This is a genomic window from Acinetobacter sp. AB03, assembly GCF_058107045.1.
Map to the genome: position 1 here is coordinate 3,090,635 of NZ_JBUEBA010000002.1, position 17,819 is coordinate 3,108,453.

The following is a 17,819-nucleotide window of genomic DNA, read 5'->3' on the forward strand; positions in this document are numbered from 1 at the left end:
GATCATGACAGTACTCTGGATTATGATGAAAATGATTTAATCGATTCTCCCTTGTCTCAAATTTTACAAGAGGATAATGAACAAATTGAAGTTCTAATTTATCGATTACCTGATAGTGACTGGACACTGGAAGTGGTAAACCAAAATGGTACTTCTACGGTATGGGATGAAACATTCCCGTCAGATCAGGAAGCTCTATCTGTCGCTTTAGATGGAATTAAAGCCGCAGGCGGTATTCAGGCCTTTTCAGAGCTCAGTGACCTTGAAGCAAAGAACAATATTTTTCCTGAATCCCTTACTCGCCATTAAAAATGAAGCTGCTGGCTTGGATCTGAGTCAGTATTTTCTGGATTCTTAGAACCTGTCGCGATGATAGGTTCACTTCAACCCAAACCCATCTAGGGTTGAAGGGTCAAAGTTTTCATCAAACATAAACTCATCTGCTCGCTCTTTTCTTAATGTCGCTAAGGCATAAAAGAAACATTTCTCACATAACTGCAATTCATATCTTTCCCCGTCATGCTTGGAACCATAGCCCCAATGCGCCGATAAAGTGCCAAACTCCAGTTTCGTTGATTGGTTGCATATATCACATACAACATCTGTAACGACTTCTACCTGTTTCTATTGTTTAATTTCCATATACGGCTCCCGATATCAATCATGTTAAATTTGTCTACATACTTATCAAAAATTGACTCCTGTTTGGTTTTAATTACCATTAAAAAAGATCAAATTTGAGCATTGTTATTGTAATAATCAACTATACTCATCCCTACTGTATTCATTGTAATCTGCTATGTGAACATCATAATAGAAACATGATATTTTTTGCCAACTCACAAATATAGCTAACTAATAGTGAGTATCTAATCGAGGAGGAAAATTTGAAACTTTCAATAATAAATAAACTTTAAAAACAAGGAAAAAATGATACCTCCTGCCATATTCAAAAACTCTAAATATACGTAAGTATTGCTGTATTATTTTTATTCAATAGCACACATGGATCTGACATCTGAACTACTTTTGAAGTTTCCAGCAACACAGATAAGTACTCTAAAAAATTTCAAAAAAAGGAGAATCACCATTCATCCACAAGCGTATGGTTTCAACTTATGCTACTTAAATATGTTTAAAAATCTCACTGCAGATTTAGATATTTCTAATCGCATAAAAGAACTCCATGTGTGGAAAACTTCAGAATTTGATGGCTACTCCATTTTCAATAATATTAACTTATATCTTAGCTATTTAAAGCAAGATATTAATGAAGTCACTTTAATTATTCATCATCAACAATCTTTTTCAGAGGATGAGTTAGCATTTCTGATGGAGTTATGCAGTCGTGAATTTATTCAATTCATCAAATCTACAAAATTTGATATTCGTTCGTTAAATCCACGAAAAACATTGCATTTAATTAACACACATCTTTCACGTCAAACACTATTAACTCTTAACAAAGAATCATCTTTGAAGCCACACCATCAAATGAGCCTAGAGTTACTTGCACACTTGCTTTCATGCTCTCGAAACCAACTCAATCAGCGGATGAAAAAGATCAAGCAAGAACGTACACAGATTTTTAATGAATTATCATTACACAGCAGATGTGTAAAAGATCTCTTAGATCACTCAAATAGCGATCTGAGTGCAGAAAAAATTTGGAGATCTTAAATGTCTAATGATCTAAACGAACATTTTGATTTACCAATGATTTCAATTAAAAGAACAATTGAAAAATTGTTCGGTGATGAGCAATTTGAACGTGCACAACATATCAACTTTGTGATTGAACTATTGTCTTCTCAACAGACTGACAATTTTCTGGTTGGTCTCAATCTCGATTACTTTGATATCGATATAAAGTTTGATTCGCAGCTGCCGACACCTCCGGTAATCTCTTTCACGAAAAAAGTTAAGATTAGTGATTTATCCATTACGTCATACATCAATTCAATTGCGCAATTACCTGCATCACACACGCATGCAAAAAATTGGAATATTCTAGTTTTAAAAGCGGCAATTTATTTAATTGCTCTTCCTGAGCTTAAACCAGAGCTTTTTAAACAAGCACACACAGAACACTTCAATACCGTAAAGCGCTTATTCCAGCGCTTTAGGACTGCAAATAAAAATTTAGATACTGAAAAAAAATATCAAAATACACAAGAGTATCAACGTCTCTGGAGTACCTATCTTCAAGATCCAACACAGAGCTTAGAGCAATTTATTCAACATCTGATCACATTAGATACGGATGAATTGCCTGAGTTTGATCGCAATCTACTCAATGATATTCGCATTACTTTTAACTATGTTTTAAAAAACAAAGCGAAGATTGCACGTGCCAGTATCGATACACAGCTTCAATATCAGTTTCTTGATGAAGAACAATTCATTGAAGAAAGTATCGAAATAAAAAAAGGGGCCTCGCCTAAGGCACTGAGTATAGAAACGTTAATTGATGAGCCGCTTCATCGGCAAATTGTTGTCAATCCAACTGACGTCACACCACTCGCAGCACATTCAGAAACAAGTCAAAATTATATTCTACCGCTTGTTGCAAAACATATTCAACGCAAAGAACATTTACTCACGTCGAGTAGTTTTTTTCCGAATCCATCTAGCGTGAACCATCTCCTGAAAAGACTTCATGTGGACTACTCTGAACATCAAAATAAAAGTGCTTTGATCCTAATGCTCGCATTTTTGACCGGTAATAGTGTGAATGAGTGGCTATATATACAAAGCAAGCGAGCTAAAAAGTTAAATAACCGCCAAAAATTGATCTATAAAAATGATCAGGTCTTCTTAAACAGTCACTTTAATGTATTTGAGAACCGCAATTTTGAGTATTCAGACAACTTGCTCAATCAGACGATCTATTTAGACATTCCAATCCCGAATCTATTCATTGAGGATCTGCGCAAAATGGATTCGGTTAGTTTCGATGATATACAGCAATATTTACGCAAATTAAGACAAGAATTATTGATTCCAAAACTGTCTGTCGTAAAGGTGAGTTCTCTACTGCATCATACGGTTCTTGCAAAAACAGGGAATAAACAACTCGCAGATTTAATCACAGGGATTGATGCCAATCAGTCATCATCTGTTTCTTATTGTCATCAGAATATTCCACGATTACATGCACAATATATTGATATTCTAAAATCACTTTGTGCAGATGTAGCAAGCACATATGAAAGTTGTGTACCTTCGCTCCCTGATTCAATAACTCATTTTGGTAGTCGTAAAGCTCCAAAACCACAGGTCATTACAGAGATTTTTGCTGTATTGAAGTTTAATATTTTTTCACAAGCTGAAGACGATCTGATTGCTATATACAACCACTACAACATATGGATGTGGCATATCCTCCTTCTTTTTACAGCAGCACGCCCCGTTGCTGAATTCCCTGGATTTCTTAAAAACTTTAATTTAAAACGCCAAATTTTGATGGTTTCTGACAAAGAAGTAGGCGGCCGCAATGGATTCGGACGTCTAATCCCACTTTGTTCATTTTTAGTTGAAGAGATAAAAAAATTCCTTAAATTTTTAGAATATTTTTCGACTCTAATCATGATGAGTCAACCAGCTTTAAGTGATGTCATACAACAAATCAAAATGAGTAAGCTCCCACTCTTGGGAATCATTCAGAATAATGACTGGATACCGTTAAGCCCATCTTCAGTAAAAAAATTTCATCCAGAATTAGGTCTTGGTCATGCAAACTGGCATCGCCACACAGCTCGTGCATTTTTGACTCATAAAGTTTCTGAACCTGAAATTTTGGCACTTTTTGGACATGAGCTCATGCAACAAGAAGCAGCCCATCCATTTTCCAGTTTATCTTTCTCTCAATTTTCCAAAATTGCGAATGTTTTAGAGCAAATGAAAGATCAATTTAAAATTAGCGGGATTGAAGTTCATGTCATCATTCAATAAAAAAATCCCAAAAAAACGCTATGCTGAAGATAGACGTCAACTTCAACGTAATGAATTAGAAAAGAACCTACGAGCTGATGCAGAACAAGAGCTCCGACAGTACTTTGATGAGCAAAAATTCTCAAATGAAGACTTAATTCAAGCTTATCCTGCAATTTATGAGTTTATTAAACGTAAAGCACCGAATCTTGCCTGGAAAAAATATGCACATAAATTCTTCCGAACATATATCAAAGATCTCAATAAGAGCAATAACCTAGACTTCCCATTACCTTATCTCACCTTTGAGATGAAACGCGATGAACCAATTTTCACTTTGGATTGGATCCAGGCCGGTCATGAAATTGACATCTTTATAGAAAAACTTTGGGATTACTGGATTCTTGCTCAAGATAGTTCCGCTTTTTCTGATGATGAAATTATTGGGAATATTCTGCTTTGCTCAATGTTATACGGTGGATTAAATCAAATATCTTCATTAAATGCTTTGCTCGAACATTTAAAAAACCCTGCAAAAATCCAAAAAATTTGCGATTTTAATATCATCTTTTTAGAGCCACTTTCTCCAAGCTATGGCGATCTATTTGTTGATGAAAAAACAATTCGAAAATCACGTAATTTTATCCCAGATCAGCTGACAAGACTTTGGCTCATTCATTTTAATACAAGACAAATTCGTGACATCAGTCTAGATGTGAATGTGTATCTGCACCTCATTTTTCAAAAAATAAAACATCCATACACCAACAAGACTTTTAAGTTTTTAAGTGACTACGCCAATTTTAATTGGCTACAACTACAGAATGCAGATATTGATCCTGCCCTCTCACAATGTTTGTTAGAAAACACTCTCACGTGTGGTTTATCAGAACATGAGTTTGAAAACTTTGCATTCCCAAAATTTAAAACTCAATTAAGTGCTGAAATCGAACGAAATGTCTCTTCTACAGCCAAAGTCCTACCAGATCTCAATACGTCTGAAGCAGTAGAAAATGTGATATTTATTCATAAAAACTTGCTGAAAATTATGCGCACATCAACGGACCAAGGCACTGCTAAACTCATTATTGATTTTTGCCTGCTTCACCAAGAGCAGTTTAATGAGTTTTCTAAGCGCATTATCTTATGGCTCATCAGTCTCTATCAACCAAATTCAGAGCAAATAAAAGAATTATCAGCCACCTTTGATTTTGATACAACTCAGTACACGAAGGCATTTCAAGACAATCAAAAACTCGCAGATAGTTCAATCTATACATATTACACCCGGATCGCAGAACCGTTTTTAACTCATGCCTTACAATACATCGATGCCGACGATGACATTAATGATCTGCTGAACAAAATCTATCAACAAATCATTAGCAATACACGACTTGCTGATGAAGTAGATCAATCTGAGTTTAAAAAATCTAAAGACCAAACAATCCACATGTTGAAACGCTTTCATACCTTTCAACAAATTGTTTTTCAAGCAGAAGATTTCGAACTTGAATTTATTGCATCGCAAAGTCGACCACGGGCACGCATCATAGGCCACACAGCCTTCCAGGTCATATTAAAGAAGTTAAATCAGCTCTTACATGACCAATCCATCTCAGACCATCACTATAAATTATTAAAAATCATTTATATTTTGGCTTACCGTACTGGTATGCGTATTAACGAAATACTCGGGTTACGTGTAAAAGATATCGAGGGTTTAAATCAATTTTCTATCTGGGTTCAACCTTATGGTTCAAAAAAACAAGGGAATCAACATCTTCTCAAAACGGATAGTGCGGAACGGATTGTGCCTGCATACGCTTTGCTAAAAGATGATGAGTACCAATTCTTTAGCGATTTTGTTGTTGAAAAACGCTTAGAAAATAAGAAAAGTTTATATTTATTCAGCAACTTGAATGAAAATAAAAAACTGAATAAACACACTGTCACCGTACCCCTAAAACTGATATTAAATCAGGTCTTTAAAGGGCATCATTACTCCTTTCACTCTTTTCGTCACACTGCAGCGAATCATTTATCGCTTTTACTGAACTGTGAATATGCACCACTTGTGCAAAAGCTAACCGACTATAGCGAAAACGAATATCAAAAAATTCGAGCTGAGCTACTTCAAAATCAACATGGACAAAACCATTGGTTTGTTATTGCACATCTCTTAGGACATATAGAGCCAGTTGAAACATTCAAAAGCTATATTCATTTAAGTTATCTCATAGCTGGTCAAAAACTACTAAAACATCATCCGGATATGCCTAATGAATTGGCTAAAAAAATTATGGGCCACAATGTAACGTTTAAAAATTTGCAAATAACAAATGATGAAAAAGACTTTAATTTTGAAAAAAACCAGGCCGCTCTAGCAACTATATTATTGAACGATCAAACAAAATGGCTTCAAAGTAATGCTACTGACATTTTAGATGAACTGTCGTTACAAATAGATCAATCCCATGATTTTTTTGCTTTCTTTGTTGGAACAGAAGATTCTAAAATTTCACTTCAACGCTTCTATGAAACGCTCAATATATTGGAGACTACTAACGATCCTAAAAGTACAGCTCAACGTATGTACTTGCCAGAAGAACTCGTCAATTATTGGTATGAAAATGCCCTAAATTTAGCAAACATTAAATCAAAAAAAGGGAATCCCCGTTTATTTAGTATTGATAGCTCAACCCACTTAAAACCAGCAATGCTTGATAGCGCTGAAGAGCTTCATGCAGTGACTTATTTTTTTGAACATCTACAGAAAATAGCTCGTAAAAAACCAACACAAATTGCATACGTCCTGAATGTATTTTTAAATCGAGTGACTGCTTCACATACCGGTATCCATTATCGCTGGAAGGATATCGATCAACTCGAACATTTTTACTCCCAAGTTAAGGCTTTATTTCCCCATCAATTTTGGCATTTACTTGGACAAGACTTGGTACAATTGTTAGATAAAAAGAAACAACCTTTATTAGTAAAGCTGGCTAAATCGAGCACAACAGATCATCCTACGACTCAAGAGGAATTTCCTCGTCTACAACTCTACTCAGTAAAAGATGGTCATGCTCTTGCTGCATTTAAATTTTGCTTACATCTAGCTTGTATTGGCAGACCTCGATCTCTTAAACTGCAAGTTGAAGGTCTAAAAATCAATACATGCGGTTAAATAATTTAACCGTTGCTTCCTTATCTAAAGCCACATTTAATATATCTTTAGCAAAAATTGGATGTCTAAAAAACAATAAGAAAATAGTATAAATTCTATGTATCAGTAACCTCTGAAACAGAGATCAGTTATGCGTAAAACATTAGAAAAAATTGCAAAACAAAAAAAGGTATTGGCTAAATCTGTTTTATCAGCTGCAAAACAACTTAGTTTGACACAGGACCAGCTTGCTATCGTTCTCAATTTAGATTCAGTGGAAACTTTAAATTCGCTTGAGTTAGATCCCGATTCAAGTCAGGGAGAACTCGCAATTATTTTAATTCGTATTGCGATATCATTAGATGCTCTAACAGGTGGAGAGGCTAAATGGATGCAACATTTTATGAATGTCACCTAATAAATTGTTGAGTGGTATTCCAATAGAACAGATTCAGAACCCTCAGGGATTGGCCTCTGTTTTACAATTGGTGGAAGGCCTTCAGACTAAACTTTAAGATAAGCAAAGTATTACAGAAAAATTTGAAAGTGATAGTCCTCTCCAATAATTCAAATGCGAGGTATAAGAATCCCCTCTTCTTTTCAAGATCTATATGTCTGACCTAATTCCGTCAATAATACAGTCAGCAAAGCTGAATGGGCTTGATCCGTATGCCTATTTAAGTGATGTGCTGAAAAGGTTGCCGACACAAAAAGTGACCCAAATAGAAGAATTACTAACACACCGCTGGAAACCTGAACCGAATTAAAAAATAGCTATGGGGTTCAGCGGACGCTTATGTATTAGATTCTTTTAGATTTTAAATATCTAATTAGACTTCTTTAATCTAATAGGATCTAATCAGCCCATAAAGCACCTCATTACCGATCAACGAGCACAGTTAATAACTCCATTATTTTGTGTTTTAATAGATATATATAGATATAAGACCCAGTATTATGGATTTAAAATTCAAAAAACCTGAAGAGGTTGTTACTTCATTATGTGAAAGGCTTCGCAAAGAACGACTTTATCTGGAAATGACTCAGGCAGACGTCGCTACACGTGCTGGTGTTAGTGTGAATACAGTATCTAATCTGGAAGCTGGTAGAAATGTTTCATTTGAAAATTTAGTACGTGTTGCCATGGTATTAGGCCGATTAAAAGAATTAGAGGAACTCTTTAAACCTCATTTAAACAGTGTAAATGACATTCTCCGCTATGAGAGCAATACGGCTCGCCAACGTATCAAAAGGAAATAAGTCCATGCTCAAAAAACTTAATGTTTACTACAATGGATGGGGTGAATATTGGCTTTGGGGTACACTGGTCTCCTCAACCGCAATCACAGGTCGGCCATTAATCGCCTTTGAATACAGTGCAGAAGCGATCAGTAAAGGTTTAGAACTTTCCTCTTACCTACTTCCGTTAAAAGGTGACCCATTAAGAACGAACTTTCCTGCACATCAAATGGGATTGCCAGGTCCTATATATGATGCCTTGCCCGATGGTTGGGGCATGCTTCTTATGGATCGCTTATTTAAAAAAAATGGATTTAATCCTGCACGGATTGGGCCATTAGAAAGACTCACGTATATTAATACACATGCGATGGGAGCATTATCCTTTGAACCTTCAGCAACTGAGTTAGCATTAACTGAAAATATCCCACTGATTAAACTCGCTCAAGAAGTTCAGGAAGTTCTCAAAGGAGAAGGTGCAGAATTTTTACAGCATTTATTAATTATGGGTGGATCTCCACAAGGTGCAAGGCCAAAAGCGCTCATCTATCGTGATCCTGTCACCAACGAATTCTCAACAGTTAGCTCACATCAACATGAAGCTTGGCTGATCAAATTTCCCGCTCAGCAAGAGCATCCTGAAGTTTGTGCAATTGAAGCTGTTTATGCAGAATGTTTGCGTCATTGTCATATTGATACCCCTGACACTCAATATTTTACTCTTCCGAATGGATTAACCGCATTTGCATCAAAGAGATTTGACCGCCACGATGGCATGCGTATCCCTATGCAAAGTTTAGCGGCCTTCACCGGAGCTGATTTTAAATCACCAGGGAGTTTAGACTACAGTAACTTTCTTCGCGCTGCACACTTTTGCACCAATGATGTTCGCGAAAAAGCAATTGCATTCAAGCGAGCTGTTTTCAATGTAGTCTTCAATAATCGAGATGATCATTGCAAAAACTTTTCATTTCTGATGTCCCAAAATGGGCAATGGAAACTCTCCCCTGCCTATGATGTTACTTTCTGTGAAGGGCCAGGTGGATATCATCAAATGGATATCATGGGTGAGGCACTGGATATTCCTCGACAAGCTCTTGTAAAACTTGGTACTCAGGAAGCTGAACTTTCTGCCCAAGAAGTCGATGAAACTATTAGTTCGATTTGTAAGGTTGCAATCCGATTCAGCAATATCGCTCATGATCTATTACCTGGACAAATTCAAGCAGAGACTATCCAAATGATCCAAAATAGGATTGAGCATAATATCAATTTATTGCACTAAATAGCTTGAACCGTACCGGGTTTGTCGGAGACCAACTTTCCTGCGATGAGAAGCATAGTTTCGCAAGGGAACATCGAGCAAAACGAGATCTACATGATTTTCATCATGCTGAGCAAATCAAACGAATTTGGAAAGAAAGTTCGGGGCGGTATGGCGTTCGTAAAGTCTGGCAACAACTGCAACGAGAAGTTATGTTATTGCGCGCTGTACAGTTGCTCGATTGATGCAAAATCTTGAAATACAAGGTGTATGGCGTGGTAAGAATACAGATATGGTGCTTGATGCGCTGAGTTATGTATCGTCTTTTGAGCTTGAAGCAATGTACGATTATAAGATTAACCCGTTAGGTCAGGTGGCCTAACTTAAATAAAAAAGTCTCCGACAAACCCGGTACGGTTCAATCCTGCATCAGGACCCGTGCCGCACGATACTGGATTTCCTGTTCTGAAGTTCGATCGTTAAGCCACCCTGCCAAGGCATGAATATGCTCGGTTTTCACCATGAGCTGATCTTCAAAACGTAGTAAATTTTCCAGCAAAACTTTTAAAGTTTTTGGTAGTCGGGACAGGTCACCTAACTGCACTTGCAATTTAGACAGGTTGAAAATCTGATAGTGTTCTGAACCGACGGTTAATGTTTCTAAAGTATTAAAACTATTGATGTTACTATACTTAGCCGTCTAGTTTCCCTCCGGCTTGATATGCTATTTTTATGATCACAGTCAACCATTCCTTTACTTACTGTATGCTAACTGCACGGCGGGTTTGTTATTATTTATTATCAGATTGCGCTAGGCAGTTAAATGCAGGGCTGTCAGGAAATTTTGCCAGAGAGTTGCCAACAGTTCAGATCTGGCTGCCAATTACGTAAGGAGATTAAGGTAAATTGAACCGCGTATTTTAACTGTATTTTCAGAGTGATTTCAGATCACTACGTAACTAGGGCTTTTACAGATCGAAATGATAAAGTCATAAATTGCTTTTCAAAAAAAAAGAAACTAATATGTTTCTTACAGGATCTAAAAGCAATAAATGTATCTACAATGAATAAGTCTTTACTTCAGCAAATCAAAAAAAGACGAACCCAATTGGGCTTAAAGCAAGTTGATATGCAATCGCGTACAGGCATTTCAAGACAGCAGTACCAAAAACTGGAAAGTCAGGGCAACCCTCGATTAGAGACCTTAGAAATTATAGCGGCAGGATTAAATGCTCAACTGATGCTCATCCCTGATGATAAGGTTCATTTGATCAGACAATTATTGAATGATGAAATTAAAGTCACTATTGAAGATCAGGATGACTTAATGACTAACCCATGGAAGGGTCTTCTCGGAGGAGAGCAACCATGAATACTGTTGCCGTCCTGAAATTAACATTACATCACGGTATCGTTGGATACTTGGCAGGATTTCAGAGCGGAAAAAATATTCTGGTTTTTACAGATTCTTTCCGCTCTGATCAGCAACGCCCGACCTTGAGCCTGCTGACTTCCCCCTTGTATCCTCAAGTGGATAAGATTTTAGAAAAGACCTATGTTACACATCAGCGTTTACATCCCTTGCTATCAAACTTGCTACCAGAAGGTGCATTACGCGAACTGATTGCACAAAGCCTCAAAGTACATATAGACAATGAATTTCAGTTATTGGCAACTTTAGGTCATGATTTACCTGGTGCACTCATTGCGACTCCATTAGATCCAGAAGAAATTCCAGATGAAATAAAATTCAAACTGCAGATCTCTAATCCAGATCAGATCTTAAAGCAAGAGATTCGAACAGATAATAAGTTTTCCTTGGCCGGCGTCCAAATGAAGTTTTCCATGAAAGCCAAAGATGGGCGTTTTACACTAGTCCAGGCAACGGAATCGTCTCTACTCGGGGACTGGATTGTCAAAACTCCTTCTTCCAGACATGCTTTTGTTCCGCTAAATGAATATTCTATGATGAGCCTTGCCAAAATGGTCGGAATAGATGTCCCTGAGATTCGCTTGGTGGATATGGCACTCTTACAAAACCTTCCACCATTAAATTTACCCCAAGAGCAATATGCTTTTGCAATCAAAAGATTTGATAGACAGAATACTGCTGATACTACAGAGCTTATTCACATCGAAGACTTTGCTCAGATCTTCGGTGCATATCCACAGCAGAAATACAGCACCACAAATTATGAGCAGATAGGAAAGATCATTTATCAATTTTCAGATAACAAAATTCTTGATATTCAGCAATTTGCCAGCCGCTTACTTGTCAACATTTTGCTCGCCAATGGAGATGCACACTTAAAAAACTGGAGTATGATTTATCAGGACAAAAGAACACCAAGATTATCTCCCACATACGATATATTGATGACTAGTGTATATATTGAAAATGAGCGTCATTTCGCATTGAATCTTGCCAAAAATAAAGATTGGTATTTAGCTGAGATGAAACACTTTGAACAATGGGCTGAAAAAGTCGGTGTTCCATGGCGTGTTATTGAAAAACAACTTCACGCGATCATGGACAAAGCACGGTCAGTATGGCCAGTGCTATTACTAGACTTACCTATGATTTCTGTTCATAAAGAAAAATTAAGAGAACATTGGAAAAAATTGCATCCAGACTTTCAGATACTTACAGATGATTAGGGTAATCTGAAACCAAACTAAAATTTCTCAAACAAGTTCATCACGTCATTTTCCGTCAGTTTCGCTTCGCCTTCATGATCTGTACTTAGAATAGAGTGTGCCAGTTCTGCTTTATTTTGCTGTAAGGCAATAATTTTTTCTTCTATGCTTTTATTGGTAATCAGCTTATACACAAATACCGGCTTGTTCTGTCCAATCCGCCATGCACGATCTGAAGCTTGATCTTCAGCAGCAGGGTTCCACCATGGATCATAGTGAATGACCGTATCTGCGGCAGTTAGATTCAGACCGACCCCTCCTGCTTTCAGACTGATTAAAAATACCGGCACTTGTCCAGACTGAAATGCTGTAATGACTTCATCTCGCTTTTTGGTCTTTCCAGTCAGCTTCACATAGCCAATTTCTGCGTAATGGAGGTGCTGTTCAATCAGTTCCAACATTGAGGTAAACTGAGAGAAAATAAGAATTTTTCGTCCCTCTTCCACCATTGGAACGACCATATCCATCAACTGTTCAAGTTTGGCAGAGTTTGCTTGCCCAATTTTCACTGAATCCAGCTTTAGTAAGCTAGGATGGCAGCACACCTGACGTAGCTTCAGTAAGGCATCTAAAATTTGAATTTGACTACGTTTAAAGCCTTTTTCTGCCACAATTTTCTGAATGCTTGCCTGCATCGTGGCGCGAACAGCCTCGTATAGCTTGGATTGCTGCTCATTCATGTCAATATTGACTTCAATCGTGGTTTTTTCAGGCAATTCCTTGGCAACGTCAGTTTTCAAGCGACGTAAAATAAAGGGTTTAATGCGGTTGACCAGCTTTTGTCTTAACTGCTGATCACCGCGTTTTTCAATCGGATGACGGTATTTTTTATTAAAAATTTCTTGTGAATATAAGAATCCTGGCATCAGGAAATAAAATAGTGCCCACAGCTCACCCAAATGATTTTCCATCGGGGTACCTGTTAGACACAAACGATGTCGTGCTTTTAATTGCCTTACTACCTGTGCAGCTTTGGCACGCGGATTTTTGATATTCTGCGCCTCATCCAAAATGAGTTGATGATATTCATATTGCTTTAGTTGCTCTTCATCTCTCGCCAGAAGCGGATAGGTGGTTAACACAATATCATAGTGCGGAATCTGCTCAAAATACTGATGGCGATCGGGCCCCTGTAGCAGCAATACCTTGAGCTCAGGGGTAAATTTCTCCGCTTCTTTGAACCAGTTATGCATCAGCGATGTGGGTGCAACAATTAAGGCGGGACTGTCCTGCAAATATCCAGCCTGCTTTTCCATGAGTAAATGGGCTAAAGTTTGTGCTGTTTTCCCCAAGCCCATATCATCTGCCAGAATCCCGCCATGCTGGGTTTCCCTTAAAAACTGTAACCAGCCTAAGCCCTGCTGCTGGTATGGACGCAACTCCCCCTGAAAACCTTGTGGTGTCGGCAGTTGTTGCTGGTAGCCTTGTTTGAATTTCTGTACAAATTGCTGCAGGCGATCACTGACCTGCCATGTCATCCCAAGATTATGCTGCAATTCTAATAATTGACTCGCATCATAGCGATCAATACTGCGCTCTTCTTGCTGTAAAATGCTCTGCAGATGCAACAATACCGGCTTAATATCCCTTGCGGATAGAGCCAAATCAGGTTGATCAACTGCAGTTTTCACGGTGAAAATTTGACTGTCATGCAGATGAATAAAAGTCCGCGGATCAAGTAAATCAGGATTTACTCGCACCAAAGCTACGAGCGCATCAAGCAAATTATAAGAATTGCCTGCACTGTCTTGAACCGTCGCCCCGATATTGAACCAGTCCTGCTGACCTTCAGATTCAGTGATAGAAATATTTAAATTTTCAACATATTGCAGATTAAAGGGGCTGTTATTCAGATGCTCTATCTGCCAGCCCATCAACTCAATTTGATTGATGGGCATCAGCTGTTTGATCCAATCTCCATAGAAAGCAAAAACCATAGAATCAAGACGTTGTTTATTCAGTTTTAATTGATGGTCATAACTAAGATCTTTCACCCACTTCAGTGATTCGACCAATAGCTGTAAACGTTGGATTGACTGTTGTTCCTGAACTAAGTCCCGAAGCTGTCGTACCATTTTGTCATGCTGCTCACCAATAAAACTGTCGCCTGATGTACCTGCTTTTATTCTTCCGCCTGCATAGGAGAATTCAATTTCAGCACAAACAGACTCTTCCCATTTCCAATCAAATTTATCTAAAACACCGAAGCGTAAAATTGGCTGGGGACTACCCTCAAGGACATCAATATGCTGAATAGACTCGGGCTGAGGCAGATTTTTCACGTCTGAATATTGATGAGTCAGTTTCTCAAACTCTGGCAAGAGCATAGATGGAAGATCAGGCATCTGTAAAAAATGGTACAGAAGATTTGCCGTATATTCACCATATAACTGGCCCACCGTGTTCTGTTGAATATCCACATAACATGGTGGATGACTCGCGAGAATCTGAATATGTGGATTTGATTTCAAATCGAGTCGAATATCACCATTGACCAATTCAATGTTTAAATGCTCTGTCTGTTTGTTTACACCTTGTTGCCAGATCAGTTCGATGTGATAGCCTTGTTCTGACCATTGAAGTGCAGTATGGCTCTTTTTTTGCCAGTACACATCGCCACTTTGAATAAAAGATTTGAAATGCTCCAATAAAATTCCGGAGATATCAAGATTGCTTTGATAAAATCGTTCGTCACTGTTTATTTTGGCATAATAATAAATCTGGTTAAATAATTGTCGTTTTTGTTCAGGTAAAGTCAGATGCTTTCTGGTGATATTTTCATATTGGGTATAATAACTTTCCCCCGCAATTGAGCCGTTTTTATTGCGTCTGGCCTTCTGAACATCAACTGTCAATTTCTTTAAGCTGACAGACTGATCTAGCAGGTAAATTAAATAATTGTTTGTTTTGACAGATTGCTCTGGTTCAGTCTGTTGTAAATACCGTTTAAAATCATTCAACCAGCGCTGTGCCTGATCATCCCCCCGTAGGCGTTTTGCGATTCCCTGCGGGGATTGAGAGTCAACATAACGCTGCTGAAATTCCTGGCGATATTCCTGAAAGAATAACCGCGCTAAAGCAGCAGCATGTTTACAGTTATATCCAACCGGACAAGTGCAGTCGTTATCGATTAAACGGTCTTTTTTAAGATTATAGGTAATCGCGGTATCGTAATAATCTGTCCCTTCAATTTGAGCATACATCGTGACATCTTCATTTTCCTCAAAGAACTCAATTGTTTCCCTATCAATGTGTTTAGCATAGCTCAGACTGCGCTGAAGAGTTGCAGTACTAAAGCGAGATAGAAAATTGATCAATGAGGACATAATTACCAGAAACCAAAAATGTTTATACAATTATAACGGACAAAGCTGTCATTTCAGAACAGTATTGCTCGCCAATGTATTAAAAGGAAATAAATCCATGCTCAAAAACTTAATGTTTACTACAATGGATGGGGTGAATATTGGCTTTGGGGTACATTGGTCTCCTCAACCGCAATCACAGGTCGGCCATTAATCGCCTTTGAATACAGTGCAGAAGCGATCAGTAAAGGTTTAGAACTTTCCTGCACATCAAATGGATATCATGGGTGAGGCATTGGATATTCCTCGACAAGCTCTTGTGAAACTTGGTACTCAGGAAGCGGAACTTTGTGTCCAAGAAGTCGATGAAATTATTGGCTCGATTTGTAAGGTTGCAATCCGATTCAGCAATATCGCTCATGACCTATTACCTGGACAAATTCAAGCAGAGACTCCAACTGATCCAAAATAGGATTGAGCATAATATTCATTTATTGCACTAAATAGCTTTCATAAAGCTCCTATGAAGGGCTTATTCTAACCGTTGTTTTATCACGGCATAAGCTACACCAGTCACCACACTTCCAATCGCAATCGCCAATAAATATTTTAATGGATAATTCATCGCATTCGGAATGATCAGTACCATTACACCGCCATGAGGAGTGACTAGTTCACATTTAAATAATGCAACCAAAGCCCCAGTTACAGCACCACCTGCGATCGCGCATGGAAGCACTCGAATCGGGTCTTTGGCAGCAAACGGAATAGCCCCTTCCGAAATGAAACATAGGCCCAGAACTACAGCAGCCTTCCCCGCATCTTGCTCAGGTTTGGCAAATTTATGCTTTGCCAGAAAAGTTGCAATTGCCATACCCAACGGTGGTACCATACCCGCAGCCATGGTAATCGCCATCGGTCCGTATGTTTGTGACGTAAGTAAGCCCACCGTAAAGGCATAAGCCGCTTTATTTATTGGCCCCCCAACATCAATACACATCATACTCCCAAGGATAACCCCCATGATCATGGCATTGGTCGTCCCCATATTGGCAAGGAAGTGTGTGAGTAATTCAAACAATTGTGCAACAGGCTGTCCAACCACATAAATCATGATTAAACCAACAGCTAAACTGGCCAATAGTGGAATAATCAAAATTGGTTTTAATGCTTCTAGGCTACTTGGGAGTTTAAGCTGTTTCGATAAAAATAACGCAATATAACCTGCAATAAAACCTGCAACTAATCCACCGAGAAAGCCTGCCTCTAATTGTGTTGCAAGTAAACCGCCGATCAAACCTGGAGTTAAACCCGGACGATCCGCAATAGAATAAGCAATGTAACCTGCCAGCATAGGTACCATAAGAGTAAATGCTGCAGCACCTATTTGCTTTAAGGATGCGGCAAAGCTTCCTTCAACAGGATTGAGGCCAAACATAAACGAGATGGCAATGATCAAACCGCCCGCCACCACCATCGGCAGCATGAAAGACACCCCTGTTAAAAGGTGTTTATAAATTCCAGTTTTTTCTTTGTTTTCATTTTCAGTCTTAGTGGCTGTTTGCTTACCCGTTTCAAGCACTTTGGCTTCAGCAATTGCATTTGCAAAAGTCTTATCCGTTTGCTTAAGGGCAAATCCTGTACTGCAGCGATATACACGTTTGCCTACAAAGCGATCTGTATTGACCTCAATATCCGTTGCTAAGATCACCACATCTGCTTTGGCAATACTTTCTGCCGATAAAACATTTTTAGCCCCAACCGATCCTTGGGTTTCAACATCAATCTGATAACCGTGCTTTACTGCACCTTGTTGTAAGGCTTCGGCTGCCATAAACGTATGCGCAACACCAGTTGGACATGCTGTAATGGCGACAAACCGTGTAACCCCTACATTGGCTGCAATAGGTTCATCTAAAGCATCTGAATGCTCAAGAACCTGTTGCAAAAGCATGATCGCATCGTGTTGTGCGTTATTCAAACCAATGACTTTCACAACCTTGTCACGCAGTTGATCCGCTTCTGCCGGCTTCTGTCCAACAAAAACAACAGTATCAATCACATTTGATAAATCGAGCTGCTCAACTGATGTCGCCACATCATTGGAAATACCAAGTGCTGTTGCTGCTTTGGACAGTTTTTTGGCCAAAATCACTGCATTAATCGGCTGCTCGGGACTATGTGGCACAAATAAAATATGTTTTATCTCTTGCAT

11 protein-coding genes and 5 pseudogenes are annotated in these 17,819 nt (G+C 38.4%); 12 read left to right on the forward strand and 4 right to left on the reverse strand.

What is annotated here, in order from left to right; genetic code table 11:
* Nucleotides 1-309, forward strand: a 309-nt coding sequence (locus ACY3FQ_RS15565; protein ID WP_489774319.1) for a hypothetical protein, incomplete at its 5' end; no start/stop codon positions are given.
* 69 nt (nucleotides 310-378) lie between these two features.
* On the opposite strand, the gene ACY3FQ_RS15570 is transcribed toward ACY3FQ_RS15565, so the two are convergent.
* Nucleotides 379-588 (reverse strand): hypothetical protein, encoded by a 210-nt coding sequence (locus tag ACY3FQ_RS15570; protein ID WP_306179411.1) that lies wholly within the window; start codon nucleotides 586-588, stop codon nucleotides 379-381.
* Nucleotides 589-1,005: 417 nt separating this feature from the next.
* On the opposite strand from ACY3FQ_RS15570, the gene ACY3FQ_RS15575 reads away from it, so the two are divergent.
* The 8 genes and pseudogenes from ACY3FQ_RS15575 to ACY3FQ_RS15610 form a co-directional block, all read left to right on the forward strand.
* Complete coding sequence (locus tag ACY3FQ_RS15575; protein WP_005401665.1) at nucleotides 1,006-1,680, forward strand: hypothetical protein; 675 nt, start codon at nucleotides 1,006-1,008, stop codon at nucleotides 1,678-1,680.
* Nucleotides 1,681-3,954 (forward strand): hypothetical protein, encoded by a 2,274-nt coding sequence (locus tag ACY3FQ_RS15580; RefSeq protein ID WP_005401664.1) that lies wholly within the window; start codon nucleotides 1,681-1,683, stop codon nucleotides 3,952-3,954.
* Nucleotides 3,938-7,120, forward strand: a complete 3,183-nt coding sequence (locus ACY3FQ_RS15585) for a site-specific integrase (RefSeq protein WP_005401663.1) — start codon at nucleotides 3,938-3,940, stop codon at nucleotides 7,118-7,120. The genes ACY3FQ_RS15580 and ACY3FQ_RS15585 overlap by 17 nt, the downstream gene beginning before the upstream one ends.
* A gap of 130 nt (nucleotides 7,121-7,250) precedes the next feature.
* A pseudogene (locus tag ACY3FQ_RS15590) lies at nucleotides 7,251-7,614 on the forward strand (MbcA/ParS/Xre antitoxin family protein).
* A gap of 108 nt (nucleotides 7,615-7,722) precedes the next feature.
* Nucleotides 7,723-7,866: pseudogene (locus ACY3FQ_RS15595) on the forward strand (transposase domain-containing protein); the annotation flags it as partial.
* Nucleotides 7,867-8,056: 190 nt separating this feature from the next.
* On the forward strand, nucleotides 8,057-8,359 hold the full coding sequence (locus ACY3FQ_RS15600; RefSeq protein ID WP_004681114.1) for a helix-turn-helix transcriptional regulator: 303 nt from the start codon (nucleotides 8,057-8,059) through the stop codon (nucleotides 8,357-8,359).
* Between the two features lie 4 nt (nucleotides 8,360-8,363).
* Nucleotides 8,364-9,623 (forward strand): type II toxin-antitoxin system HipA family toxin, encoded by a 1,260-nt coding sequence (locus ACY3FQ_RS15605; protein WP_005401660.1) that lies wholly within the window; start codon nucleotides 8,364-8,366, stop codon nucleotides 9,621-9,623.
* Nucleotides 9,624-9,691: 68 nt separating this feature from the next.
* A pseudogene (locus ACY3FQ_RS15610) lies at nucleotides 9,692-9,888 on the forward strand (IS3 family transposase); the annotation flags it as partial.
* A gap of 135 nt (nucleotides 9,889-10,023) precedes the next feature.
* Here ACY3FQ_RS15610 and ACY3FQ_RS15615 read toward each other — a convergent pair.
* Nucleotides 10,024-10,284, reverse strand: a pseudogene (locus ACY3FQ_RS15615) (hypothetical protein); the annotation flags it as partial.
* Nucleotides 10,285-10,665: 381 nt separating this feature from the next.
* Between ACY3FQ_RS15615 and ACY3FQ_RS15620 the strand changes: the two are divergent.
* Entirely contained in the window at nucleotides 10,666-10,974 is a 309-nt protein-coding gene (locus ACY3FQ_RS15620; RefSeq protein WP_005401656.1) for a helix-turn-helix transcriptional regulator, read from the forward strand.
* Nucleotides 10,971-12,260, forward strand: coding sequence for a type II toxin-antitoxin system HipA family toxin (locus ACY3FQ_RS15625; protein WP_489774320.1), 1,290 nt, complete (start codon nucleotides 10,971-10,973; stop codon nucleotides 12,258-12,260). The genes ACY3FQ_RS15620 and ACY3FQ_RS15625 overlap by 4 nt, the downstream gene beginning before the upstream one ends.
* 17 nt (nucleotides 12,261-12,277) lie before the next feature.
* On the opposite strand, the gene ACY3FQ_RS15630 is transcribed toward ACY3FQ_RS15625, so the two are convergent.
* A complete protein-coding gene (locus ACY3FQ_RS15630; protein ID WP_005401654.1) occupies nucleotides 12,278-15,625 on the reverse strand; it encodes a DEAD/DEAH box helicase in 3,348 nt (1,115 codons plus the stop codon).
* A gap of 247 nt (nucleotides 15,626-15,872) precedes the next feature.
* Between ACY3FQ_RS15630 and ACY3FQ_RS15635 the strand changes: the two are divergent.
* Nucleotides 15,873-16,107: pseudogene (locus tag ACY3FQ_RS15635) on the forward strand (hypothetical protein); the annotation flags it as partial.
* Between the two features lie 29 nt (nucleotides 16,108-16,136).
* Here ACY3FQ_RS15635 and ACY3FQ_RS15640 read toward each other — a convergent pair.
* Nucleotides 16,137-17,819: a fructose-specific PTS transporter subunit EIIC gene (locus ACY3FQ_RS15640; protein WP_005401652.1), complete on the reverse strand. Its 1,683-nt coding sequence runs from the start codon at nucleotides 17,817-17,819 to the stop codon at nucleotides 16,137-16,139.